This window comes from Caballeronia calidae, assembly GCF_900044055.2.
Lineage (GTDB): Bacteria > Pseudomonadota > Gammaproteobacteria > Burkholderiales > Burkholderiaceae > Caballeronia > Caballeronia calidae.
Genome location: NZ_FCOX02000002.1, coordinates 336,036 through 359,971, shown reverse-complemented (window position 1 = coordinate 359,971; position 23,936 = coordinate 336,036). Strand labels below are relative to the sequence as shown.

Here is a 23,936-nt window from a genome sequence, read left to right as displayed (position 1 = left end):
GAGGGCGTTCGATCAACGCTCATGCGAGAAGGGCTTCGAGGACGGGCAGGACCTCGGGCTTCCAAAGGTGAAGAGTCACGTCGCGCTATCCCAAGGACCCGCCGCGGATGGCGCCGTGTTCAGGCCGGCGTGATGAATTGCCTGATCCGTATGCGCGTGGCGCCATAGTCGGGGCTCGCATCGACGGCGGAAATGAGCGCTTCAAGCGTGCCGAGCCACGCCGCAATGCGCGGTGAGAGGACATTTTTTGCGCCGGAGAGCACGCGTTCGCATACGCGCTCGAAGGCGCGCGCTTCATCGCGCGTGCTCGCGATACCCGACACGCCCGAGCGCTGCAGCGCGGCGAGCGAGGGTGCGCCGGTTTCCTCTGTGAAGGCGACGACGGGCGTGTCGGGGAACGCTTGCCGCAGCGCGCGCATGAACGCGAAATCCTTCGCGCCGGGAGCTTCCATGCCGCAACCCACCACGATCAGGTCATAGGTCGCCGCTTTCAGCCGCGCGAATAGTTGATCGGCGTTTCTGACGCAGGCCGTGACCTGGAAGCGCTCGTGTGACTCGAACCAGCTTTGCAGCCCGTAAAGGACCACGGGACGATCGTCCGCGACGACGATCCTTATTTTGTATTCGTGCATCATGCTCTTCGGCCGGACTCGACGGACAATTGAGGAAGGCCGCCCTGCCTGCCAATGCCTCGGACCGTGCACGTTAGCAAATCGGCCGCTCCCACGCTGCGCCGCACAACAAAAAATGTTGGATTTCGTGTCGAATGACAGGCGTTCCGATCGTCGAGGCAATATGCGGCGCTGAGAATCGGCCGGCTACCGGCCCGCCGCGCTCCTGAACCCGCTCGAAAACCGGAGGCTCTCAGATGACCTTGCAACTGTACGCGCACCCGTTTTCCTCGTATTGCCAGAAAGTCCTCGTCGCACTGTATGAAAACGGCACGCCTTTCGAATGGCGCGCGCTCACGCCCGAGACGCCGCAATCGATGCGCGAGCTCGCCGAAATATGGCCGATGAAGCGTTTCCCCGTGCTCGTCGACGACGGCAGGCCCGTGATCGAATCGACGGTGATCATCGAATATCTGGGACTGCATCACCCTGGACCGGTGCGCCTCATACCCGACGATCCGCGCGCCGCGCTCGAAACGCGCTGGATGGATCGTTTCTTCGACAACTACATGTCGACGCCGCAGCAGAAGATCGTGTTCGATGCCATGCGCGATCCGGCCGAGCGCGATGCACGCGGTGTCGCCGATGCCCGCGCGATGCTCGACACGTCCTACGCGTTCCTCGAACGTCTGATGGCCACGCGGGAATGGGCGGCGGGCGACACGTTCAGCCTCGCCGACTGCGGCGCCGCGCCGTTCCTCTTCTATGCGGACTGGTCGCATCGCATCGGCGGTGCGTATCCGAACGTGATCGCGTATCGCAAGCGCCTGCTCGCGCGGCCTTCGTTCGCGCGCGCGGTCGATGAAGCGCGGCCGTATCGGCCATTGTTTCCGCTCGGCGCGCCGGATCGCGATTGAGTGGCTGACCAGGAGATCGAAGATGAGCACAGTCACGAATCACGTTCCCGCCGATGAACTCGCGAAGCGCGCCACGATGCGGTTTCCCAACGAGAGCGCCGAGTATCGTCGCGCGCGGACCGAACTGCTGGCGGAGGAGATCGAATTGCGGCGGCATATCGAACGGGTTGCGCAGTTGCGTCGCGCACTGCCGCCCGGCGGAGAAGTAACGGGCGATTACCGCTTCGAAGGCGAGCGCGGTCCGGTCGATGTCGCGGGACTTTTCGGCGACAAGGACACCCTCGTCACATATAGCTATATGTTCGGGCCGCAGCGCGAACGGCCTTGTCCGATGTGCACGTCGCTGCTTTCGGCATGGGAAGGTGAGGCGCGCGATATCGAGCAGCGCGTGGCGCTCGCGGTGATCGCGCGCTCGCCGCTCGCGAAGCTCGTCGCGTTCAAGAAGGAGCGCGGCTGGCGCGACCTCAGGCTCTTTTCCGATACCAACGGCAACTTCAGCCGCGACTATCACGCGATTTCCAAGGAAGGCGGCGACGAGCCCGCGCTCAATGTGTTCACGCGTCGCGATGGCGTGATCCGTCATTTCTGGAGCGGCGAGATGGACTTCGCTACCGCCGATGCCGGCGAAGATCCGCGCGGCGCGCCGGATCCGATGCCGCTTTGGACCGTGCTCGATATGACGCCCGAGGGACGCGGGACGGACTGGTATCCGAAGCTCGATTACGGTCCACGGACCTGATCGCGGGCAGTGCCTTGCGGCGATGCGCGCGGCGTGATCTATTCCGCCTGCATCGACGCATCGGCGAGCCTGCGGCGGCGCGCGCCGAAGCGGTCCTTGATGCGCACGAACGGCGCTTCGATCAGGTAGTAGCTCGCGGTCGCGGCCGCGAGCGCGGCGAGCACGCAGATCGGAAAGCGGTACGCTACCGGCGAATGCATGTTGCTGAACAACTGTTGCCAAAGGTAGAGACTGAACGAGATCGTGCCGATATAAACGAAAGGCGCCGTGCGCAAAAGGCGCGAAAACCAGAAGTCCTTCCGCGAAACCAGCACGACGATGACGAAGCCGACCATCGCCGATTCGATCGTCGTGCCGTAGGTTGCGCGCCAGAGTCCGCCGAGCTTCGCCTGCAAGGGCGGCATGGCGAAGAGCAGAAGGAGGACCATCGCGGACGGAATCAACGGTCCCCACGGCAGCGCGTCGACCCGCGCCTTGAGCGCATCCTTGTTCAGCGCGACGAAACAGCCGATCAGAATCGGATCGATACCTGTGTGCAGCATCATACTCAATTGCCCGCGCAGGCCAGGCGCGGCGAAATAAGTCGCGATCCTCACGAGCGGCACGAGCAGGATCAACGCGACGAGCGTGCGCTGATCGCCACGTTTGAGGATATAAAAGAGCACCGGCGGCCAGAACCAATAGAACTGTTCTTCGAGCGCGAGCGTCCAGAAGTGGCCGAGATACCATGCACCGTCCGTGTGCACTGCATTCAACGAGGCCATACCCGCGATGGCCGAATAATTCCAGAGATGCAGTGCCGCCACCGCAATCTGCCGATGATCGACATCGACGAGACCGGCGAACGACAGCAGCGCGACGATCCCGAGATAGCTATAGAACGCGGGCCATATTCTCAGCGCGCGCTTTGCATAGAACGGAAGCAGCCGAATGGAGCCGCTCGCTTTCCATTCGGCGTTCAGGATGCCGGTGATCAGATAGCCGCTCAGCACGAAGAAGATGAGCACGCCGAGTCGCCCATCCGATATCAGTCGCAAGGGCATGAGGAAGCCCGCATAGCCGCCGTCGATCATGTGTTGCGCATGCCCGATGACGACCATCATCACCGCGACACAGCGCAAGCCGGTCAGTTCCCGCACATGATGCTTCATGAAGAGTCCTCTCGATGTGAGTCGAGGACGGCATGCCGTCGCCGCGCTTGAGGACCAAGCATCGGCTAAAAAAAATTGGCAATAAATAATTTGGGTTGTTAGGAAATATTTCTTGCGCCCATGACTTGGCGCACCAATAAAGGCGAGCGAAATCGCCAAAGGATTTTTTTCCTTTTCTCGCCTTATATGATGAGCCGACATCGTGCGGCCTTAGGCTGCGCTTCACCGCATCGGCGACGCGCCTCATGAACGATAGAATTCGCGGATTCGACGGCCTGCGCGCGCTTGCCGTCCTGCTGGTCTTCCTCCATCACAAGGCGATGGCGGAGGGTAGCGGCCTGGGACACCTCGGCGTATGGATCTTCTTTGCGCTCAGTGGTTTTCTCATCACTGACATACTGACGTCACAGCGGCGTTATATAGATGCCGGTACGAGTTCTTTCGCCGCCGAACTCAAGCGCTTTCTTTACCGGCGCACGCTGCGAATCTTCCCGATCTACTATCTGCTGCTCGCCACGCTCGCGCTGATGATAGCGATCGGCTTCGCGGGCCACGACGTATTGGCCGGCGTGCCGTTTCATTTCGCCTATCTGTCTAACTTCTGGATCGCGGACGTGCTGCATCACTGGCCCGGGCGCTATTCCCATTTATGGAGCCTGTCGATCGAGGAACAGTTCTACCTCGTGTTTGCGCCGCTTCTGCTTGCCGTGCGCGCGAAATGGCACGTTCCCATTTGCTGCGCACTCTGCATGATGGGCATTGCTGCGCTCATAGGGATGAAGGCCGTGCATGCGCCCGCGATCGTGATATACACGCATCCGCTCACCAATTTCTGGCTGCTTGCGCTGGGTGGAATAGGCGGCGCGCTGCTTCGGCGGGGCGCCGCATTCAGGCGTTGCGTCAAGCCGCTTCCCGTCGCGCTCGCGCTCGTGATATGCGTCGCGATGCTATGCAGCGTGGAGCCGGCGTGGGAAGCGATCGCGAGCCCGCTGCGCTTCACTGCGCTGTACGTGCTTTATGGCGCGTCCATTATGGCGCTCGTGTGTTCGATCGCCAGCGGCGAAAGCGCGGCATTGATCCGCGTGCTGGAATGGGCACCGCTCGCCGCGCTCGGCAGAATCAGCTATGGCTTTTATCTTTACCACGGCTTCATTCCGAACTTCACCAAGAGCAACAGGATAATCGCGATGTTCGGCGCGTCCGGCATTCCGTGGTGGGCGCATGCGTTGAGCGCGATTGCATCGTTCGTATTGACGCTGACGCTTGCGAAGCTGTCATGGCGCTTCATCGAAGAGCCGATCCTGCGCCTGAAGAACCGCCGCTTCACGCGCAAAACCGAATCCTCCGAGGCGAGCCCGAGCGCGCTTTCCCGCTAGCCGCGTGCGTTAGCGAAAGAACTCCTAAGTATCGGGCGAAATGTCTGTTGCTGTCATGTTCGGGCAAACCATGGTAATGGTATGCTTCGTGCACATATCTTCATACGTGAGTGAGACCAGCGCATCGCACGCTAATTTGGATCGATTGTTGCACTACATCGATGCAAAGCTAGCGGGATGCACCATTTTGTTGTTTGAGCAAACGTTTTCGAGTGCCTCGAGATCCTTGGGCCGGGTGTGCAGAAACGCCCTTGGGAGGGCTTGCCGTTTGATGTTCGTTAGCGCGCCGTCCGATATCCGCAGCGAAGTCGACTGCATGGAGCAAAGCAATGGTTTTTAGCGAACTCAGCAATGAAGAGTGGGTGATGGTCTCAGCGTTGATCGGCGAGAACGGGGTGCGGGAGCATCGTCGCGGCCGTCCGAAAGCCCATCCGCGCACCATCGTCAATGCTGTTTTGTGGATCCTCACGACCGGCGAAACCTGGTCCAGATTGCCGAGTCATTATCCGACCGTGCCTACCTGCCGCCGCCGCTTCGTCGAGTGGCAAATGAATGGCACGCTCATCGAAATGGTGAAAGTATTGGCGGCCGCCGGGCGCTCGTTCGCCTATGTGCCGCGTCAACCGGTGACGGAGCCGGCGCCGCGGCCGCAGCAGCCCGTCTATGATTGCGACCGCCTGAGAGGCGTGTTCTGGCAGAACCCGGAATCGTGGCAATCGCCGGATGCGCCGTTGTTCAGTCGCGCCGCGAGCGCGCCGCGCCGCTTGCCCGAGGCACGCGATGTCGCGCAGGCCAATGCATCGGCGCCGGCGCAGGCACGCACGCGTATGCCCCGTCCCGAGCGGCTCTTCGAAACGCCGCTGCCGTTCGAGCCGGTTTGCGCGCCCGTCAATGATGCACGCGGCTATAGCATCTATCCGATCGCGCGCCCTGTATCGGGCGGCATGTTTCGCGGCTGGGCCGAGATCGTGAAGGATGGGCGCCGTGTCGAGCGCTCGGGTTTGATCGGGCCGCGCTTCGCATCGACGGAAGAAGCGCGCATGTATGCGCTCGAATGGGCGAAGCGCTGGATCGCCGCGCAGGCGACGCGTGGCGAAGTGGCGCTGGCCGCGCGCGAGGCACGCTCGCAAGTACACGCGGCGGCTGATTTGCCCGGATGAAGCCGTACATCGCCTCCGCGGAGGCGATGTACTTTCAGCTACGCCCGTAGGTATCCTCGAAGCGCACGATATCGTCCTCGCCCAGATACGTCCCCGACTGCACCTCGATGATTTCGAGCGGCATCTTCCCCGGATTTTCCAGCCGATGCTGCACGCCGATCGGAATATAAGTCGACTCGTTCTCCGCGAGAATGAACGTCTCCGTGCCGCGTGTGACGAGCGCGGTGCCGCGCACGACGATCCAGTGCTCCGCGCGATGATGATGCATCTGCAAGGACAACCTCGCGCCCGGCTTCACGACGATGCGCTTCACCTGAAAGCGATCGCCGTGATCGACGGAATCGTAATGTCCCCAGGGCCGATGCACCTTGCGATGATCCGCCGCTTCGCTGCCGTGCTCCGACTTGATACGCCCGACGATCGCCTTCACGTCCTGCGCGCGTGATTTATCCGCGACGAGAATCGCGTCCACCGTCTCGACCACGATGAGATCCCGCGTCCCCACGCACGCAATGAGCCGCCCTTCCGAATGCGCATACGTCGACGACGCGCCTTCGAACATCACACGTCCGCGCGCCACGTTCGACGCATCGTCCTTCGGCATGATGTTCCAGATCGCATCCCACGAACCGACATCGGACCAGCCCGCATCGAGCGGCACGACCGCGCCCGCGAACCTGTCGTCGCCGCGCTCGCTCGAGAGGTGCTCCATCACCGCATAGTCGATCGAATCGGACGGCGACGACGCGAATGCTTCGTGATCGAGGCGGAACAACTCGCCATCGTCGATGCCGCGTTCGAACGCCGCGAGACAAGCAGCATGAATCGCGGGCTGATAGTGCTCGATCGCCGCGACCCACGTCGATGCACGCACGATGAAAATGCCCGCGTTCCAGCCATATTCGCCCGAGCCGAGATACTGCTGCGCCAGCTCGAGATGCGGTTTTTCGACGAAACGTTCGAGCGTGAACGCGCCGCGACCGGATATCGGCGCGCCGGTCTTGATATAGCCATAGCCCGTTTCCGCATGCGAGGGCACGACGCTCAGCGTGACGATCGCGCCTTCCTCCGCGCACTGCGCGCCGTCGCGAATGGCGCGATGAAACGCGTCCGTGTCGGTGACGACATGATCCGCGGGCATCACGACGAGCACGCTGTCTTCGCCTTCACGCAGCGCGTGCATCGCGGCGGCGGTCAGCGCGGGCGCGGTGTTGCGCGACACGGGTTCGAGCACGAGACGCGCGCGGCGGCCGTGCTGCCGCAACTGCTCGGCGGTGGTGAAGCGATGTTCCTCGTTGCACACGACGATGGCATCGGCCATACGCAACTCTTTCTGCGGCACCGGCAAACCATCGAGCCGGTTGACGGTCGCTTGCAGCAACGACTGCTCGCCGATCAGACCGATCAACTGCTTCGGAAAGTGCTCGCGCGACATCGGCCACAGGCGCGTGCCCGAGCCGCCCGCGAGAATCACCGGCTGGATGCCGAGGCGCACGCCGGCTTCGGCGGCGAACGTGGATGCGCTCGAAAGCGCGATGTCTGACGCATTCATGAAGTGCCTCCTGGCGCAAGAAACGCATAAGCGGACTCGCCATTTTTAGCACGGCGCAAATGTCACGATAAAAGAAATAATCGCTAAAAAAAGCGGACTTTCTTAGCCGAATAAAGCGCTGATCGCGTCATCGAATGAAGCTCGATTTATTTCATCGGCTGAGGAAAGAATGCTGCAAAGCTATGCCGGCCAAGCGTTCCATCGCTAAAAAAATAGAAAAAACTCCGCTCGATCGTGCAGGGATATTTTCGCGGTTGCACCGGCATATTTATTCAAGTTTCATATACGTGCAGTGAGCGATCGCGGAATCGTGCTGCTTTCTTCTAACCGGGGTGAATGCGATGTTGAGCGTGATATCGAGAGTCGTCGATCTGGCCATGGCGGTGCTGGGCGGGTCGCTTGGCGCGTCGCTGAATGCAGGCAAATTCGTCTGGCTCGATGACGTCGAACGCACGATGCTCGGCTTCTCCTGCGTGCTGACGATCATGACGTTTCCGTCGTTCGGCATCTATCAATCGTGGCGCGGCAAGCCGGTCTACGATCTGCTGTTGCGCGTGACGCTCGCGTGGATGCTCGTCGAAAGCGCGGGCGTGCTGCTCACTTTCAGCATCCACCGCGCGGCATCGCTGTCGCGCCTGTGGCTCATATATTGGGCCGTATGCACGGTCAGCCTGCTGATCGTTTCGAAGGCGCTCATCCATACGGCATTGAAGCTCTTGCGGCGCGAGGGTTTCAATCAGAAGACAGTGGCGATCGTCGGCTCCGCGCCCTATGCGCAATTTCTGATCGAACAGATGCGCGGGCGTCCCGATGCGGGCTTCAGTCCTGTTTGCGTGCTCGAGATCGATGTGAAGTCCGGCGGGATGGAAGGCGACTCGCTTGCGGACGTGCGCATCCAGCGAGACTTCGAAAAGCTCGCGGAACAGGTGCGCGAACGCAAGATCCGCGAACTGTGGCTCGCGTTGCCCATCTCGCAAGAGCAAACGATTCACCGCATCGTCACCGAGTTTCGCGACGATTTCGTCAACGTGCGTTTCATCCCCGATGTGCGCAGTCTTTCGCTCTTCGGTCACGCGTTCGTCGATCTGCTCGGCGTGCCCGCGATCAATCTCGCGGCATCGCCGATCACGGATATCAAGGTCTTGCCGAAGCGCGTGTTCGATCGCGTGTTCGCCGCGTGCGTGCTCATCGGCATGTCGCCGTTGCTTGCGGTGATCGCGGTGTGCGTGAAGCTCTCGTCGCCGGGGCCGGTGTTCTTCAGGCAGAGGCGCAAGGGCATCGACGGCCGCGAGTTCGAGATCTATAAGTTCCGCTCGATGAAAGTGCATCAGGAGGTCGCGGGACAAATCACGCAGGCGCGGCGTGGCGACAGGCGCGTGACGAAGGTCGGCGCGTTCTTGCGGCGCACGAGTCTCGACGAGCTGCCGCAATTCATCAACGTGCTGAAGGGCGAGATGTCCGTGGTCGGGCCGCGCCCGCATGCGCTCGAACATGACGACATCTACAAGGATCTCGTCAAAGGTTATATGCATCGCTATCGCATCAAGCCGGGCATCACCGGATGGGCGCAAGTGAACGGCTATCGCGGCGAGACGGACCGGATCGAAAAGATGTCGGGCCGCGTGAAGCTCGATCTCTATTACATGCAGCACTGGACCTTCGGCCTCGACATGAAGATCGTCGCGATGACGCTGTGGAAGGGATTCGCGGGCGCGAACGCTTATTGAAACCGGGCAGGAAAACATACGGGGAGTTGGATCATGAAACTGACGATCATCGGCAGCGGCTACGTGGGACTCGTGACGGGCGCATGCCTCGCGGATATCGGCAACGACGTGCTGTGCCTCGATGTCGACGAACGCAAGATCGCCATTCTCAACGGCGGCGGCATTCCGATTCACGAGCCCGGCTTGCAGGATGTGATCGATCGCAATCGCGACGCGGGGCGGCTCGGCTTCACGTCGAAGGTGCGCGATGCGGTGGAGCACGGCGAGATGCTGTTCATTGCGGTCGGCACGCCATCCGATGAGGACGGCTCGGCGGATCTGCAATACGTGCTCGCCGCCGCGCGCGATATCGGCCGCTACATGAACGGCTTCAAGACGGTCGTCGATAAATCGACGGTGCCGGTGGGCACCGCGCGGCGCGTGAAGGCGGCCATCGCGCGCGAGTTGAACGCGCGCGGCGTGAGCCACATGTTCTCGGTCGTGTCGAACCCCGAGTTCCTGAAGGAAGGCGCGGCGATCGAGGACTTCACGCGGCCCGACCGCATCGTGATCGGCTGCGACGACGACGTGCCCGGCGAACGCGCGCGCGATCGCATGAAGCGTCTCTATGCGCCGTTCAATCGCAATCACGAGCGCACGCTGTATATGGACGTGCAATCGGCCGAGTTCACGAAGTACGCCGCGAACGCGATGCTCGCCACGCGCATCTCGTTCATGAACGAGCTTGCGAACTTCGCGGATCGCGTGGGCGCGGATATCGAAGCGGTGCGGCGCGGCATCGGCTCGGACCCGCGCATCGGCTATGACTTTCTTTATGCGGGCTGCGGTTATGGCGGCTCCTGCTTTCCGAAAGACGTGCGCTCGCTGATTCAGACCGCATCCGAATTCGGCCATGAAATGAGCATCCTGAAGGCCGTGTCGAACGTGAACGAAGCGCAGAAGGACACGCTCACGCGCAAGATCGTCGAGCGTTTCGGCGATGACCTGTCGGGCCGCACGTTCGCGATGTGGGGCCTCGCGTTCAAGCCGAACACCGACGACATGCGCGACGCGCCGAGCCGCGTGCTGGCCGCCGCACTGCTTGCGCGTGGCGCGAAGGTGGTTGCATACGATCCCGTTGCCGTCGATGAAGCGCGCCGCGTCTTCGCCCTCGATCTGCAAGGCCAGCCCGACGCGCGCACACGCCTTGCGTATGCGGCGAATCACAAGGAAGCGCTCGATGGCGCCGATGCGCTCGTGATCGTCACCGAATGGAAGCTGTTCAAGAGCCCGGACTTCGACACGATCAGGCGCCGCCTGAAAACACCGGTGATCTTCGACGGTCGCAATCTCTACGAGCCGGACACGATGCACGAAATGGGCATCGAGTATCACGCGATCGGGCGCGGCGTGCGGCAGATCGACACTGACGTGGCCGCGAACATCGCATAACGCCGCCTATGTTCGGAAGCGTTCTGATCGTCTGTCACGCGAACATCTGCCGCAGTCCGGCTGCGGAGATGCTGTTTCGCGCGCATCTTTCGAAGCGCGGTGCGAGGCCGATGGAGTTCCGCTCGGCCGGTCTCTATGCGCAGGAAGGCGACGACATCGACCCGACGATGCAGCGCCTGCTCGCGGAGCAAGGGCTCGATTCGTCGTCGCATCGCTCGCGTCGGCTCGATCGGCGCATGGCGCGGGAAGCCGATCTGATCCTCGTGCCCGAGCGCAAGCAGATCGACGCAATCGCGCGCCTCGCACCGACGACGCGCGGCAAGGTGCATCTGCTCGGCAAGTGGGAAGACTCGGAAGTGATGGACCCGTATGGCGGTCATGAGGCCGCGTATCGCGAGAGCTTTGGACTCATCGAACGGCTAGTGCTTGGATGGCTCAATAAAATATGCTGATTACCCGTGCTTTTTTGCTGACGTTCTTTATGTCGGCGCTCTTGTCCGCGTGCAGCACCGCACCGGGCAACTTCCTCGATACCTCGCGACTCGAAGACAAGGACCCGACACCGACGGCCACGTACCCCGTTCATCTCATCACGGCCGACACCATCGCGCAGGAAGAGGCGTCGCCCGAAGCCGCGCAGCCGCTGCCGCCCGCCCGTTTCGCCGATGCCTCGCAATACGTGTATCGCATCGCGCCGCAGGACATTCTCGGCATCACGCTATGGGATCACCCGGAGCTCACGACGCCGCAAGGCAGCACCTTATCGACCGGCGGCAACACTACGCAGACCGTCGCAGGCGCGTTGCAGCAGCCCTATGCGCAGGCATTGCCGGGGCAGGCCGATCCCTACGGACAGACCGTGTCCGCCAACGGCACGATCTTCTTTCCCTTCATCGGCAAGATGCGCGTCGCGGGCAAGACGACGGGCGAGATCCGCGAGGAAATGACCGCCGCGCTATCGCCGTACATCAAGAATCCGCAACTCGACGTGCGCGTGCTCGCGTATCGCGGCCAGCGGATCGCGGTGACCGGCGAAGTGAAGCAGCCGGGTCCGCTCGCGGTGAGCGATGTGCCGCTCACGCTCGTCGATGCGATCACGCGCTCGGGCGGCACGACAGCCGAAGCCGACTTGCAGCGCGTGCGCCTCACGCGCAACGGCAAGCTCTATGTGCTCGATGCGAACGGCATGCTCGATCGCGGCGATATCAGCCAGAACGTGATGCTGCAGGCGGGCGACATCCTCAACATTCCGGACCGCTACGACAGCCGCATCTTCGTGATGGGCGAAGTGAAGACGCCGATGCCGGTGAACATGGTGCGCGGCCGCGCCTCGGTTGCCGATGCGCTCACGCAAGCCGGCGGCGTGCTCGATACCGATGCCAACGTGCGGCAGATCTATGTGGTGCGCCGGGTGCGCGACAACCCGTCGCGGCCCGATATCTATCGCCTCGACATGTCGCAGCCGGATTCGCTGTTGCTGTCGACGCAGTTCCAGCTTCGTCCGCTCGATGTGGTTTATGTGGGCACGACGGGCGCGGTGCAGTTCAACCGCCTGATCAACCAGGTGTTGCCGACCTTGCAGACGCTCTTCTATATGAAGCAGCTGACGCGCTAAGGAAATCGATAAGGGGAATCGAATCGTGAACATGCAGGATCATCCCTATTTGGCGAAGCCGGATGAAGAGGACGTCGTTCTCGGCAATCTGATTCAGGCCGTCATCGACGATATCTGGGGGCTCATCGGCGTCTTTGCGTTGGTGGTGCTGGCCGCCGCCGTGTACTGCTATATCGCGAAGCCCGTGTATTCCGCCGATGCGCACGTGCGCGTCGAAACGAACGACAACACGTCGCAGGCGTTGACGCAGACGCAAACGGGTCAGGCGATCAACGCCGGATCGAGCGCGCTGCCTACCGATGCCGAGATCGAGATCATCAAGAGCCGCGGCGTGGTCGCGCCTGTCGTCGCGCAATGCAGGCTCAACTTCTCCATTTCGCCGATGACGCTGCCCGTGCTCGGCAGCCTCGCCGCGCGCTTCGCGACGCCGGGCGAACCGGCGAAGCCGTGGTTCGGCTTGTCGTCGTATGCGTGGGGCGGCGAGATCACGGAAGTCGATTCGATCGACGTCGAGCCGCAATGGGAGGGCAAGAATCTCATGCTCACGGCGCTCGGCGATTCGCGCTATTCACTCGCCGATTCGCAAGGACGTGTGCTTCTGCAAGGCAAAGCCGGCGAATCCGCGAGCGGCAATGGTGTGACCGTGCTCGTGACGAAGCTCGTTGCGCGAAACGGCACGCGTTTCAAAGTGATGCGCGCGAACGATCTCACGGCTATCGCGAGCTTTCAGTCGGGCATCACCGTGACGGAGCAGGGCAAGCAGACAGGCGTCATTCAGATATCGCTGGAGAATCAGAATCCCGATAAGGCCGCTCAAATTGCGAATGCGCTTGCACAGTCTTATCTGCGACAGCATATCGAGAGCAAACAGGCCGACGCCAGCAAGATGCTCGAGTTCCTCAAGACCGAAGAGCCGCGCCTGAAGGCCGACTTGCAACATGCGGAAGCGGCGCTCACGGAATATCAGCGGCAGGCGGGCGTCATCAATGCAAGCGACGAAGCGAAGGTCTATCTCGAAGGCAGCGTCAGCTACGAAGCGCAGGTTTCCGCATTGCGACTGCAGATCGCGACGCTGGAGCAGCGCTACGGCAATCTGCATCCGTCGCTGACGACGGCACGTCAGCAGCTCGCTCAACTCGAAACGCAACGCGAGCGCTATGCAACGCGTTTCCGTGATCTGCCGCAATCGGAGGTCAAGGCCGTCGCGTTGCGGCGCGATGCGAAAGTGGCGAAAGACATCTATGTGCTGCTGCTCAATCGCGTGCAGGAGCTTTCGGTGCAACGCGCGGGCACGGGCGGCAATGTGCATATCGTCGATGCGGCGTTACGTCCGGGCGATCCGGTCAAGCCGAAGAAAGTGCTGATCATGTCGGCGGCGGTGATACTCGGTCTCATCCTCGGCACGGGCTTCGTGTTCGCGCGCCGCGCGATCTTCAAGGGTATCGACGATCCCGAGCGCCTGGAGCGCGTTTCCGCATTGCCGATCTTCGGCCTCGTGCCGCTAAGCATCGAACAAACGAAGTTCGATACCGATGCGAAGCGCCGCCGCGAGCGCGACCACGAAGCGCCGATTCTCGCGACGATGCGCCCCAACGATGTCTGCGTCGAAATCATGCGCAGCCTGCGCACGTCGATTCAGTTCTCGTTGATGGAAGCGCGTAATCGCGTGGTGATGATGACGGGCCCGGCATCGGGCGTCGGCAAGAGCTTTCTCACGATGAACCTCGCGGTATTGCTCGCGGCGACAGGCAAGAAGGTATTGCTCATCGACGGCGATATGCGGCGCGGCAAGCTCGAGCGTTCGTTCGACGGCGAACGCGTGCCGGGTCTCGCGGAATTGCTCGCGGGATCGACAAGCCTCGAAGAAGCGATCCGCACGACGCGCATTCCCTCGCTCGATTTCATCGCGGCGGGCAAGCGGCCCGAGAATCCGTCGGAGCTATTGATGTCGCCGCGCCTTCAGCAATATCTCGACGCGCTCGGACGGACGTACGACGCGGTTCTCATCGATACGCCGCCCGTGCTCGCCGTGACCGATGCGTTGATCGTCGGCAAGTTCGCGGGAACGAATTTCCTCGTGCTGCGCTCGGGCGCGCACAACGAAGCGGAGATCACTGAGGCATCGCGCCGCTTGCGCACGGTGGATATCGCGGTGCGGGGCGCGATTCTCAACGGCACGCCGCAGCGCGCTCGCGGCTATGGCCGCGCCTATTTTGCGGCGGTCGAAGAGTACGTCGGCCCATGACGCGTGTCAGAGGAGAGCGATAAATGACGATGAAAGTCTCCGTGGTGGTGCCGACCTATCGGCGGCCGGCGGACCTGAAGCGCTGTCTTGCCGCGCTGCGTGCGCAGACGCGCACGCCTGACGAAGTGCTGGTGATCGCGCGTCCCGAAGACGAAGCGACCGCACGGCGTCTTGCCATCGAATTGAAGAGCGCGAACCGTTTCGTGCTGCGCGTGATCGATAGCGGCGCGGGCGGCCAGGTTGCGGCGCTCAATCGCGGACTGGATGCTGCCGACGGCGACATCATCGCGATCACCGACGACGATGCCGCGCCGCATCCCGACTGGATCGAGCGCATTGCAAACGCATTCGAAGCCGATCAACGTCTGGGCGCGATCGGCGGACGCGACTGGGTGCATGAGAAAGGCCGCGTGCTCGATGGATCGCGTCATGAGGTCGGCGTGATACGCCGCACGGGACGCGTGGAGGGGAATCATCATCTCGGCGTCGGTGCGGCGCGGCCTGTGCGCATGTTGAAGGGCGTGAACATGAGCTATCGTCGCGCGGCGGTATCGGCGCTGCGCTTCGATACGCGTTTGCGCGGCGCGGGCGCGCAAGTCCACAACGACATGGCGTTCAGCATGAGCGTGCGGCGCGAGGGCTGGAACGTGATGTACGACCCGCGCGTTGCCGTGGATCACTACCCGGCCGAACGTTTCGACGACGATCGGCGCGATGCGCGAACGCTCGGCGCACTGACCGATGCCGCCTATAACTTCCACCTGATTCTGAACGAAGAGCTGGAGTCGTTCGATCGCGAGATCGCGTGGCTGTGGTACGCGCTGATCGGCACGCGCGTCTATCCGGGCGTTTTTCAAGCGCTCGTCGCGATGCGCGGCGGCGCGCGGCTCGCGTGGGATCGCTGGCGCGCAGTACGCAAGGGCGCGTGGCAAGCTCGCCGTGCGAGCAATCCATCCACGCCGACGATTCCCGCCGCGAGGACGCTATGACGCATGTGCACGTGCATCTCGAACGCGGTCACGGCGCGAGCGATGCGGCGTCCGCCAACCGTGCCGTATTCGCGTCGCGCGGGCTGACGCGATGAACGCATCGTCGCTGCCGCGCGCACCGCGCGATCTGGCCGGCCGCATCGGCACGATGCGCGCGGCGCGCAAGGGTCCGCCCGAATGGACCGCGCAGGCTGTCGTCTGGAGCCTGACCGCGTTGCTCGTGCTCGCGCGCCAGGGCACCGTGCTCACGCTCGCATTCCCGTTGATGTCGACGCTCGCCGCGCTGTGGCTCTATTTCAAAAGCCCGGCGCGCTATATGGGCTTCATGTGGTGGGTCTGGTTCCTGAGCCCTGAAGTGCGGCGTCTCGCGGACTGGGGCAAAGGCGCGTTCACGCCGACGAGCCTGATCCAGATCGCGCCGCTCGTCGTCACGATGATCTGCGGCATCACGCTGTTGCGGCAATACCGCGTGCTCGCGCAACGGCGCGGCCTGCCGATGCTGCTGATGCTGCTCGGCATCGCGTATGCGTACCTGATCGGCGTCGCGTCGAGCGGACCGATGGCCGCGACCTATGATCTCGCGAACTGGCTGTATCCGGTGCTGATCGGCTTTCATATCATGGTGAACGCGCACGAGTATCCGAAGTATCGCAAAGTGCTGCTCGACACCTTCATTTACGGCCTGCTGGTGATGGGCGCGTATGGCATCGTGCAGTTCTTCATCATGCCGCCGTGGGATTCGCTCTGGATGATCGGCTCGCAGATGGCCTCGCAAGGCGAGCCGGTGCCGCTCGGCGTGCGCGTGTTCAGCACGATGAATTCATCGGGGCCGTTCGCACTCGTCGCAATGGCCGCACTCACCTTCGTCATGGCCGGCACGCAGCGCGCCCGTTGGGTCGCGGGCGGCCTCGGCTTCGTGTCGTTCGGGCTGTCGCTCGTGCGCTCCGCGTGGGGCGGATGGATCATCTCCATGGCGCTGCAGCTCGTCAAGGCGAGCAATCGCGTGCGCTTGCGCATTCTGCTCGGCGCGATCGTGCTCGTCGCGCTGTCGGTGCCGTTGATGACGATCGGTCCCATCGCGGATCGGCTCGGCACGCGCCTGCAAACCATGACCAACCTGAGCGACGACAGCAGCTATGCCGCGCGCAACGAGTTCTATACGACGTTCATGGTCACGGCCTTCACCGATGTAACGGGCGAAGGTTTCGGCGCGACGGGCACATCGACGAAACTCGCGAGCGCGAACGGCGATCTCAGCAAATACGGCAGCTTCGACAGCGGCGTGATGAACGTGCCGTTCGTGCTCGGATGGCCGGGCGGTCTGCTTTACACGGCGGGCGTCGCGCTGTTGCTCGTGCGTGCATTGCGCGCCTCGTTCTCGCTACGCGACGACAAATTCGCGCAGGCCGCCCTGAGCCTTGCCTTTTCGATGATCGGCATTCTGCTCTTCGCCAACACGTTCGTGAGCACGGGCGGCTCGCTGCTCTTCACGTCCCTGTTCTCGATCATCGCCGCGCGCCATCACGCGAAGCTCACGCGTCGCCGCAATGCTTTCTTCCTTCACCTTCAAGGGCCAGCCAATGAGAATCGCGATCGTCACGCACGTCGTGCGACATAACGACGGACAAGGGCGCGTCAATTACGAAATCGCGCGCGCGGCGCTCGCCGAAGGGCACGAGGTCACGCTCGTTGCATCGCACGTCGCGCCCGAGTTGCTGGAGCATGCGCGCTTGCGCTGGGTGCGCGTGCTTCCGGGCCGCGCATGGCCGACGCGCCTCGTCAAGCAGCAGGTATTTGCGATCAAGAGCGCGATTTGGCTGCGCACGCATCGCGGCGAATACGACGTGCTGCATGTCAACGGCTTCATCACCTGGTCGCGCGCCGATGTGAACACCGCGCATTTCGTGCATGGCGGCTGGATGAAGAGCCCTTACTATCCGTTCCGCTTGAGCGGCGGCGCGTGGTCCGCCTATCAGGTGGTCTATAGCCGTCTGAACGCATGGCTCGAAGCGTGGGCGTATCGACGCTCGCGCGTGGTCGCGGCGGTGTCGGAGAAAGTGGCGCAGGAGATTCGCGCGGGCGGCATCGATAAGGAGCGTGTCGAAGTCGTTTATAACGGCGTCGATACGAAAGCCTTCAGTCTGGCCAAACCTGATCGTGATGCGTTCAAGCTGAAGAGCGATGCGTTCCTTCTGCTCTTCGTCGGCGATCTACGCACGCCGCGCAAGAATCTGCAGACCGTGCTTCATGCGCTCGTTTCGCTTCCGGCGCATGTGCAACTCGTCGTGGCGGGTTCTCTACCGGGCAGTCCTTATCCGGATAAGGCGCGCGCGTTGGGCATTGCCGATCGCGTGCATTTTCTCGGGCTCGTGAAAGATATGCCGACGCTCATGCGCTCCGTCGATGCGTTCGTCTTTCCGTCGCGCTATGAAGCGATGAGTCTCGCACTGCTCGAAGCGCTCGCGGCCGGCCTGCCCGTGATCACGGCGATTACGGCGGGCGGCGCGGAGATCATCGGTGAAGACTGCGGCATCGTGCTCGACGATCCCGACGACGCGACCGCGCTCGCGCAAGCGATCGGCGAGCTGGTTTCGTCGCCGGAGCGGCGCGCGCGCATGGGAAAGGCGGCGCGCGAACTTGCAGCAGGCTTCAACTGGGCGCGCATGGCGCGGCGCTATCTCGATCTTTATCGCAACTTCTCGCAGCGCGAGCGCAACAACGCGGCTGCGCCTTCGAACGCAGCGTCGGCGCAATCGCGCGCTTGATCACTTTCGAACAGGACGAACGTCTATGAGCACGCAATGCATCAAGTCGCTGCAAATCGGAATGCACTGGTTTCCCGAGCGCGCGGGCGGACTCGACCGCATGTATTACACGCTGGTCGGCGCATTGCCGGCGGTGGGTGTCGAAGTGCGTGGCGTGGTCGCGGGGTCGCCGCGTGTCGCTGCCGATACGGGCGGCGCGATTCGCGGCTTCGGGCCGGCGGCGCAGTCGTTGCCGCGTCGCCTGATGAATGCGCGCAGTGCGTTGCGCGAGACCTTGCGCGACGAGCGGCCCGACGTCGTGTCCTCGCATTTCGCGCTTTATACGTTTCCGGGTCTCGACGTGACGCGCGGCATCGCGCAGGTTTCGCATTTTCAGGGGCCTTGGGCGGATGAGAGTCATGTCGAAGGGTCCGACTCGCTGGGTCAGCGCGCGAAGTTCATGCTGGAGCGGCGCGTGTATGCGCGTTCGTCGCGTTTGATCGTGTTGTCGGAAGCCTTCGGGCAGATATTGAACGCGCGCTACGGCGTGCCGGAGGAGCGCATCCGCGTCGTGCCAGGTTGCGTGGATGTCGCGCAGTTCGATCTGAAGATGACGCGATCCGAAGCGCGCCGACGCCTGCAATTGCCGCTCGGGCGGCCGATCGTGCTCGCGGTGCGCAGGCTCGTCAGGCGCATGGGGCTGGAATCGCTCATCGATGCAATCGAGCGCGTCAAGCAGAAGGTGCCGGACGTGTTGCTGCTCATCGCGGGAAAGGGGCGCCTCGCCGATGAGTTGCAGGCACGCATCGATGCGGCCGGACTCGATGACAATGTGCGTCTGCTCGGCTTCGTGCCCGATGAACAGCTTGCGTCGCTTTATCGCGCGGCGGATGTGAGTATCGTGCCGACTGTGGCCTTGGAGGGGTTCGGCTTGATTACGGTGGAATCGCTTGCTTCGGGAACGCCCGTGCTCGTGACGCCCGTGGGCGGATTGCCCGAGGCGGTGAGAGGATTGTCGCAAAATCTCGTGCTGGAATCGACGGGCGCTGATGCGATCGCGGATGGTCTCATCGCCGCGTTCGACGGCCGGCTCGATTTGCCGGATGAAGCGGCATGCAAGCGCTATGCGTGGGAGAACTTCGATCGTTCCGTGATTGCCAGAAGAGTGGCTGCGGTTTATGAGGAAGCGATTGCGGTGGGGCCGGCGCATTGAACTGAATCCATGGTGCGTTCGGCTGTTGACCGCACCATGAAGTCTTCATTCCGTCACACGAGCACGCATAGCCTCATACATCCACGCGAGCGTTTCCTCGATCGGCGTGCACGGCGCCAGTCCGATCACGTTCCGCAACTTGTGATTCGATCCGACCAGCCGCGCGATCTCATTGCGCCGCATGAATTTCGCATCGGCGATAACATCGATCTGATATCCCGCTATGCGCGCGAGCATCTGCAGCATTTGCCCGAGCGAATGGCCATGTCCCGAGCAGATATTGAATGTCTCGCCTACTGGCGCGGCCTCCAGCAGCCTCGCGTAGACCGCGACGACATCGCGCACATCCGAAAAGTCGCGGCTCATATGGAGATTGCCGAGCGATATGCGCGCTTCACGCCGCGCATGATGCCCGACGATCTTCGGCAAAACATAGTCCTCGCTCTGCCCGACGCCCGTGTAGTTGAAGGGCCGCGCGAAGACGAGCGGCAAGCGATCGAGCCAGAGCCGCGCCGCGTGCTCCATCGCAAGCTTGCTCACAGCATAGTCGTTGGCGGGATGAACGGGCACGTTTTCGTCGATGATCTCGACCGACGCATTCCCATACACGTTCGCCGTGCTGGCAAGCAGAACCGCACGCGGCGTATTGTCGAGTGCCGCGAGTGCTGAAAGCAGATTGCGCGTCCCGACGATATTCACCATATATGTCCTGCCCGGCGCATTGCCGGTGACGTGCGCGGCGCCCGCGAGATGCACGACGACATCCGGGCGCGCATCCGCGACGAAGGACTCGAGCGCGTCGGCGTCGAGCAGATCGACCCGAATGCCGACGGCCTCCGCCACCTCGTCATCGGGCGATGACGTCATAGTGCCCCACACGTCATAGCCCGCTTTCGTCAATTCCGCCGCCATGTGGCGGCCCGTGAAGCCCGAAAGGCCCGTGATGAGTGCGCGTCGTGCCATCGCGCGCTCAGAAGGTCGGCTGAAGTTCGTTGCGCATCAGGTCGGCGTCGACCATCATCCTGCACAGCGTTTCGAGAGTCGTCGTCGGCGCCCAGCCGAGTTTCTCGCGCGCTTTTTCCGCGCTGCCGATAAGAAGTTCGACTTCCGCCGGCCGATAGAACTTCGGGTTCACGCGCACCAGCGTACGGCCCGTCGCGACATCGATGCCGCGCTCGCGCTCGCCTTTGCCCGTCCATTCGAGTTGATAGCCCGCCGCGCTGAACGCCATGTGCACGAAATCGCGCACCGTCTCGGTGCGGTTCGTCGCGAGCACATAGGTATCCGGCTCGCTTGCCTGAAGCATGCGCCACATGCCTTCGACATACTCGGCGGCGAACCCCCAGTCGCGCTTCGCATCGAGATTGCCGAGTTCGAGCAGTTCTTCCTTGCCGAGACGAATCTTCGCGACGGTGTCCGTGATCTTGCGCGTGACGAACTCGCGTCCCCGCAACGGCGATTCGTGATTGAACAGAATGCCGCTGCATCCGAAGATGTTGTACGACTCGCGATAGTTGATCGTCGTCCAGTGCGCGAAGAGCTTCGCGACGCCATAAGGACTGCGCGGATAGAAAGGTGTTTCCTCGCATTGCGGAATCGCTTGCACCTTGCCGAACATTTCGGATGTCGATGCCTGGTAGTAGCGGATCGCCGGATCGATTACGCGGATCGCTTCCAGCAGATTGAGCGCGCCCAGGCCAGTGACGCCGGCGGTGGTCGTCGGCTGATCGAACGATACCCCGACGAAGCTTTGCGCCGCGAGGTTATACAGCTCGCTGGCTTCGGCGGTTTCGAGCAGCCGAAGATTCGAGCCGAGGTCCGTCAGATCGTGCTCGACGAGCCTGAGCTTCGGATGACGGTCGATGCCCAGTTCCGCGATGCGCCAGAAGTTCACCGAGCTCGTGCGCCGATAGGTGCCGACCACTTCATAACCTTTGTCGAGCAATAGCTTGGCGAGATACGCGCCGTCCTGTCCCGATACGCCCGTGATGATCGCTTTGCGTTGAGTGGCCATGAGTTATGCCTCGTCGATGATGTCGTGAACCGATTCTAGGGAAAAGAAAACGGAAAAATATCCGCGCCGATGATGGTCACGCGTCACGCATCAACGATGCGAGCGCTTTAAAAAATCGGGAAATTAATTTTGGTTTTTTTGGTTTTATTTGGCCTCTAACCTCGATGGCTTCGGAACGTGGCTGCTTGATCGGCACTCTGGAGGGAAACTTGCGGCGCATCGTCTCGTTGGGATTGGCTTGCACATGTTGGTGCATCGGCTTCGCGCTGGCTGCGACCAATGTCGAAGCGGCGCCGGTGCGCGTGCTCGACGCGAAATCGTCGTGGATCGGCAATACATCCGGTTTCGGCGATGGCACGTGGACGCAGATCAACATCACAGCCATCGCGGTCGCGCCGGACGGACGCGTCTTCACCAATTCGCCGTGGGACGAGAGCGGCGCGGAAGCCAGCGTGTATCGCGACGGAAAGATGCTCGGCTTCGCGGGCGGCACGCATGGCTGGGGCGGATCGGGCGGCAATGCGGTGGCGGTGAATTCGCATCATGTGTTCATCGCGACCGGCGTCGGCAACGAGAAAGGGCACCTCGTGAAGGAGGGCGTCTGGCCACCTTCGGGCCGGCATTGGATAGGCGTTTCGCGACGCGATATCGACGATGTGAAGCGTCCCGCTCCGTTCGATGGCGGCGTCGCGAAACAAGCGCTGGCAGGCGATAAAGATCCGCGCGCGATGCTCGCCCGCAGCTTCCTGACGATCGACGATGCGCCCGGCGACGCGCCTCAGGAAATCGGCGGGCTGGCCGCAAGCGATTCGCTGTTGTACGTGGCGAACACGGCACAGGACCGCATCGAGCGCTACGGCGCGCAATCGATGGAAAAGCAGGCGCAATGGAGCGCGCCGCAGCCGGGACGCATCGCGCTCGCATCGGACGGGTCGTTGTGGGCGATCGTCGAGAGTCACGGCGACAATCCGCGCATCGCGCATTACAGCGCTTCGGGCAGGCTTCTTGACGATGCGCCGCGTCTCCAGGAGAACAGCGTCGCGGCGGATATCGCGCTGGACCAACAAGGACGCTTGTTGATCGCCGATAACGGACCGCGCCAGCAAGTGCTCTTCTTCACCAAGGAAGGCAGCGCATATCGCGAATCGGGCGCGTTGGGCGAGCGCGGCGGCATCTTCTCGGGCATTGCCGGCAAGCCCGGGCCTAAGCGCTTCAACGGACTGACGGGCGTCGGCGTGGATGCGGTCGGCAACGTATATGTGTCGACGAATGGCATTGGCGTTCATGATGGTCCGATCGGCGCGGGACTCGGCGCAACACTCGAAAGCTATTCGCCGGGCGGCGCGTTGCGCTGGCAGATGCAGGGTTTGCTGTTCGTCGATGGCGCGTGGATGGATCCGGGCAGGCCCGACAGCGTTTATACGGGCAACAAGCGCTTCGAACTGGACTTGTCGAAACCCGCGGGGCAGGAGTGGACATACGCCGGGTTTCTGTCGGGGCGCTTCAAGTATCCGGACGATCCTGTCTTCCACGCCGATCAGTGGCCCGGCCTCCCGATAGCACGCAGGCTCGAAGGCCGAACGTTCCTGTACTTGACAGACATGTACGCGGATCACCTGAAGATCTATCGCTTCGACGAAAAGCGCGACGGCGAACTCGCGATTCCATCGGGCGTTATCGCGGGGCGGCCGGTTCCCGTTCAGAACATACCGAATCGGCCCGAAGGCGGCGAATGGATGTGGCGCGATCTGAATGGTGACGGTCGCTTCGATGCCCGCGAGTTCACGCGCAATCCGGGCACGGCGCTCGTTACCGGCGGCTGGGGATGGTGGGTCGATACAAAAGGCGATATCTGGCGCACGAGCGATGTGAAGGGTATTCATCGCTTGCGCTACGGCGGCATCGACAAGCAAGGCAATCCCACTTACGACTACGCGAACCTGCAGACGTATGCGATTCCGGCGCCCTTCACGGAATTGCGGCGTGCCGTGTACGACGCGGAATCGGACACGATGTATGTGACGGGCTACACATCCGATGCGCCTTATGACCGCCGCTACTGGAAGGAAGTCGGGCGTCGATTGGTGCGCTACGACCATTGGTCGAGCGATCCGCGCATACGCTATTCGATCGATCTTCCCTGGGACACGCAGGCAAAGCCTCTTTCGACGGTCATCGGCGTAACGATGGAAGGGCAATACGTATTCGCGGTCGAGCCGGTCGGCGACGTGCACGTCTATGACAAGGATTCGGGCAAGGAAGTCGGCGTGATCGAGCCGGGTCCGGAAGTGGGGCGCGCATCGGGCTGGGTGGATGTGCCCAATGGTGTGAGCGCGCATCGGCGCAGCAATGGCGAATACCTCGTGTTCGTCGAAGAAGACGCGCGCGGCAAGGTGATGATGTACCGCTGGACACCGAAGTCCTGAGTGTGCGAGGAGAGTCGTGGAAAAAG

Annotated in this window: 19 protein-coding genes; 14 read left to right on the top strand and 5 right to left on the bottom strand. The window is 62.4% G+C overall.

What is annotated here, in order from left to right; all coding sequences use genetic code 11:
* Positions 1-119 precede the first annotated feature (119 nt).
* Positions 120-635, bottom strand: a complete 516-nt coding sequence (locus tag AWB78_RS03795) for a response regulator (protein WP_062602367.1) — start codon at positions 633-635, stop codon at positions 120-122.
* A gap of 233 nt (positions 636-868) precedes the next feature.
* Here AWB78_RS03795 and AWB78_RS03790 point away from each other — a divergent pair, with 233 nt between their 5' ends.
* Positions 869-1,528, top strand: a complete 660-nt coding sequence (locus AWB78_RS03790; protein WP_062602365.1) for a glutathione S-transferase family protein — start codon at positions 869-871, stop codon at positions 1,526-1,528.
* A gap of 22 nt (positions 1,529-1,550) precedes the next feature.
* On the top strand, positions 1,551-2,267 hold the full coding sequence (locus tag AWB78_RS03785; protein ID WP_062602363.1) for a DUF899 family protein: 717 nt from the start codon (positions 1,551-1,553) through the stop codon (positions 2,265-2,267).
* Between the two features lie 38 nt (positions 2,268-2,305).
* On the opposite strand, the gene AWB78_RS03780 is transcribed toward AWB78_RS03785, so the two are convergent.
* Entirely contained in the window at positions 2,306-3,418 is a 1,113-nt protein-coding gene (locus tag AWB78_RS03780) for an acyltransferase family protein (protein ID WP_062602362.1), read from the bottom strand.
* Positions 3,419-3,663: 245 nt separating this feature from the next.
* On the opposite strand from AWB78_RS03780, the gene AWB78_RS03775 reads away from it, so the two are divergent.
* Together AWB78_RS03775 and AWB78_RS03770 are read left to right on the top strand one after the other, a co-directional pair.
* Positions 3,664-4,794 carry an acyltransferase family protein gene (locus AWB78_RS03775; RefSeq protein WP_062602359.1) on the top strand — a complete coding sequence of 377 codons (1,131 nt, stop codon included), beginning with the start codon at positions 3,664-3,666 and terminating at the stop codon, positions 4,792-4,794.
* Between the two features lie 329 nt (positions 4,795-5,123).
* The gene (locus AWB78_RS03770; protein ID WP_062602357.1) at positions 5,124-5,954 is read left to right on the top strand and encodes a DUF6566 family protein; all 831 of its coding nucleotides are present in this window, start codon (positions 5,124-5,126) and stop codon (positions 5,952-5,954) included.
* Between the two features lie 34 nt (positions 5,955-5,988).
* On the opposite strand, the gene AWB78_RS03765 is transcribed toward AWB78_RS03770, so the two are convergent.
* Positions 5,989-7,506 (bottom strand): mannose-1-phosphate guanylyltransferase/mannose-6-phosphate isomerase, encoded by a 1,518-nt coding sequence (locus tag AWB78_RS03765; RefSeq protein ID WP_062602355.1) that lies wholly within the window; start codon positions 7,504-7,506, stop codon positions 5,989-5,991.
* Between the two features lie 341 nt (positions 7,507-7,847).
* Here AWB78_RS03765 and AWB78_RS03760 point away from each other — a divergent pair, with 341 nt between their 5' ends.
* The 9 genes from AWB78_RS03760 (at position 7,848) to AWB78_RS03720 (ending at position 19,470) form a co-directional block, all read left to right on the top strand.
* A complete protein-coding gene (locus tag AWB78_RS03760) occupies positions 7,848-9,233 on the top strand; it encodes an undecaprenyl-phosphate glucose phosphotransferase (RefSeq protein ID WP_062602440.1) in 1,386 nt (461 codons plus the stop codon).
* 33 nt (positions 9,234-9,266) lie between these two features.
* On the top strand, positions 9,267-10,664 hold the full coding sequence (locus AWB78_RS03755) for a UDP-glucose dehydrogenase family protein (protein ID WP_062602353.1): 1,398 nt from the start codon (positions 9,267-9,269) through the stop codon (positions 10,662-10,664).
* An 8-nt stretch (positions 10,665-10,672) separates the two neighbouring features.
* Positions 10,673-11,116: a low molecular weight protein-tyrosine-phosphatase gene (locus AWB78_RS03750; RefSeq protein ID WP_062602351.1), complete on the top strand. Its 444-nt coding sequence runs from the start codon at positions 10,673-10,675 to the stop codon at positions 11,114-11,116.
* Positions 11,110-12,279, top strand: a complete 1,170-nt coding sequence (locus tag AWB78_RS03745; protein ID WP_062602349.1) for a polysaccharide biosynthesis/export family protein — start codon at positions 11,110-11,112, stop codon at positions 12,277-12,279. Before AWB78_RS03750 ends, AWB78_RS03745 begins: the two co-directional genes overlap by 7 nt.
* A gap of 22 nt (positions 12,280-12,301) precedes the next feature.
* On the top strand, positions 12,302-14,524 hold the full coding sequence (locus tag AWB78_RS03740) for a polysaccharide biosynthesis tyrosine autokinase (protein ID WP_062602347.1): 2,223 nt from the start codon (positions 12,302-12,304) through the stop codon (positions 14,522-14,524).
* Positions 14,525-14,553: 29 nt separating this feature from the next.
* On the top strand, positions 14,554-15,513 hold the full coding sequence (locus tag AWB78_RS03735) for a glycosyltransferase family 2 protein (RefSeq protein WP_062602439.1): 960 nt from the start codon (positions 14,554-14,556) through the stop codon (positions 15,511-15,513).
* A 91-nt stretch (positions 15,514-15,604) separates the two neighbouring features.
* Positions 15,605-17,131, top strand: a complete 1,527-nt coding sequence (locus tag AWB78_RS03730; protein WP_063958929.1) for a hypothetical protein — start codon at positions 15,605-15,607, stop codon at positions 17,129-17,131.
* Entirely contained in the window at positions 17,094-18,278 is a 1,185-nt protein-coding gene (locus tag AWB78_RS03725) for a glycosyltransferase family 4 protein (protein WP_062602345.1), read from the top strand. Before AWB78_RS03730 ends, AWB78_RS03725 begins: the two co-directional genes overlap by 38 nt.
* A 25-nt stretch (positions 18,279-18,303) precedes the next feature.
* Entirely contained in the window at positions 18,304-19,470 is a 1,167-nt protein-coding gene (locus AWB78_RS03720) for a glycosyltransferase family 4 protein (RefSeq protein WP_062602343.1), read from the top strand.
* Between the two features lie 45 nt (positions 19,471-19,515).
* Here AWB78_RS03720 and AWB78_RS03715 read toward each other — a convergent pair whose 3' ends face one another.
* Together AWB78_RS03715 and gmd are read right to left on the bottom strand one after the other, a co-directional pair.
* Entirely contained in the window at positions 19,516-20,433 is a 918-nt protein-coding gene (locus tag AWB78_RS03715; protein ID WP_062602342.1) for a GDP-mannose 4,6-dehydratase, read from the bottom strand.
* A gap of 7 nt (positions 20,434-20,440) precedes the next feature.
* Positions 20,441-21,484 (bottom strand): GDP-mannose 4,6-dehydratase, encoded by a 1,044-nt coding sequence (gmd, locus tag AWB78_RS03710; RefSeq protein WP_062602340.1) that lies wholly within the window; start codon positions 21,482-21,484, stop codon positions 20,441-20,443.
* A gap of 209 nt (positions 21,485-21,693) precedes the next feature.
* On the opposite strand from gmd, the gene AWB78_RS03705 reads away from it, so the two are divergent.
* Positions 21,694-23,910 (top strand): NHL repeat-containing protein, encoded by a 2,217-nt coding sequence (locus AWB78_RS03705; RefSeq protein WP_374729444.1) that lies wholly within the window; start codon positions 21,694-21,696, stop codon positions 23,908-23,910.
* The last annotated feature ends 26 nt before the right edge of the window (positions 23,911-23,936 follow it).

What these genes read in the sequence shown, in the direction of transcription:
- AWB78_RS03795 (WP_062602367.1), bottom strand. Translation starts at nt 635, where the DNA reads ATGATGCACGAATACAAAATAAGGATCGTCGTCGCGGACGATCGTCCC.
- AWB78_RS03715 (WP_062602342.1), bottom strand. Translation starts at nt 20,433, where the DNA reads ATGGCACGACGCGCACTCATCACGGGCCTTTCGGGCTTCACGGGCCGC.
- AWB78_RS03745 (WP_062602349.1), top strand. Translation starts at nt 11,110, where the DNA reads ATGCTGATTACCCGTGCTTTTTTGCTGACGTTCTTTATGTCGGCGCTC.
- AWB78_RS03775 (WP_062602359.1), top strand. Translation starts at nt 3,664, where the DNA reads ATGAACGATAGAATTCGCGGATTCGACGGCCTGCGCGCGCTTGCCGTC.
- AWB78_RS03770 (WP_062602357.1), top strand. Translation starts at nt 5,124, where the DNA reads ATGGTTTTTAGCGAACTCAGCAATGAAGAGTGGGTGATGGTCTCAGCG.
- AWB78_RS03725 (WP_062602345.1), top strand. Translation starts at nt 17,094, where the DNA reads ATGAGAATCGCGATCGTCACGCACGTCGTGCGACATAACGACGGACAA.
- AWB78_RS03760 (WP_062602440.1), top strand. Translation starts at nt 7,848, where the DNA reads ATGTTGAGCGTGATATCGAGAGTCGTCGATCTGGCCATGGCGGTGCTG.
- AWB78_RS03735 (WP_062602439.1), top strand. Translation starts at nt 14,554, where the DNA reads ATGAAAGTCTCCGTGGTGGTGCCGACCTATCGGCGGCCGGCGGACCTG.
- AWB78_RS03780 (WP_062602362.1), bottom strand. Translation starts at nt 3,418, where the DNA reads ATGAAGCATCATGTGCGGGAACTGACCGGCTTGCGCTGTGTCGCGGTG.
- AWB78_RS03730 (WP_063958929.1), top strand. Translation starts at nt 15,605, where the DNA reads ATGAACGCATCGTCGCTGCCGCGCGCACCGCGCGATCTGGCCGGCCGC.
- gmd (WP_062602340.1), bottom strand. Translation starts at nt 21,484, where the DNA reads ATGGCCACTCAACGCAAAGCGATCATCACGGGCGTATCGGGACAGGAC.
- AWB78_RS03785 (WP_062602363.1), top strand. Translation starts at nt 1,551, where the DNA reads ATGAGCACAGTCACGAATCACGTTCCCGCCGATGAACTCGCGAAGCGC.
- AWB78_RS03720 (WP_062602343.1), top strand. Translation starts at nt 18,304, where the DNA reads ATGAGCACGCAATGCATCAAGTCGCTGCAAATCGGAATGCACTGGTTT.
- AWB78_RS03750 (WP_062602351.1), top strand. Translation starts at nt 10,673, where the DNA reads ATGTTCGGAAGCGTTCTGATCGTCTGTCACGCGAACATCTGCCGCAGT.
- AWB78_RS03765 (WP_062602355.1), bottom strand. Translation starts at nt 7,506, where the DNA reads ATGAATGCGTCAGACATCGCGCTTTCGAGCGCATCCACGTTCGCCGCC.
- AWB78_RS03790 (WP_062602365.1), top strand. Translation starts at nt 869, where the DNA reads ATGACCTTGCAACTGTACGCGCACCCGTTTTCCTCGTATTGCCAGAAA.
- AWB78_RS03755 (WP_062602353.1), top strand. Translation starts at nt 9,267, where the DNA reads ATGAAACTGACGATCATCGGCAGCGGCTACGTGGGACTCGTGACGGGC.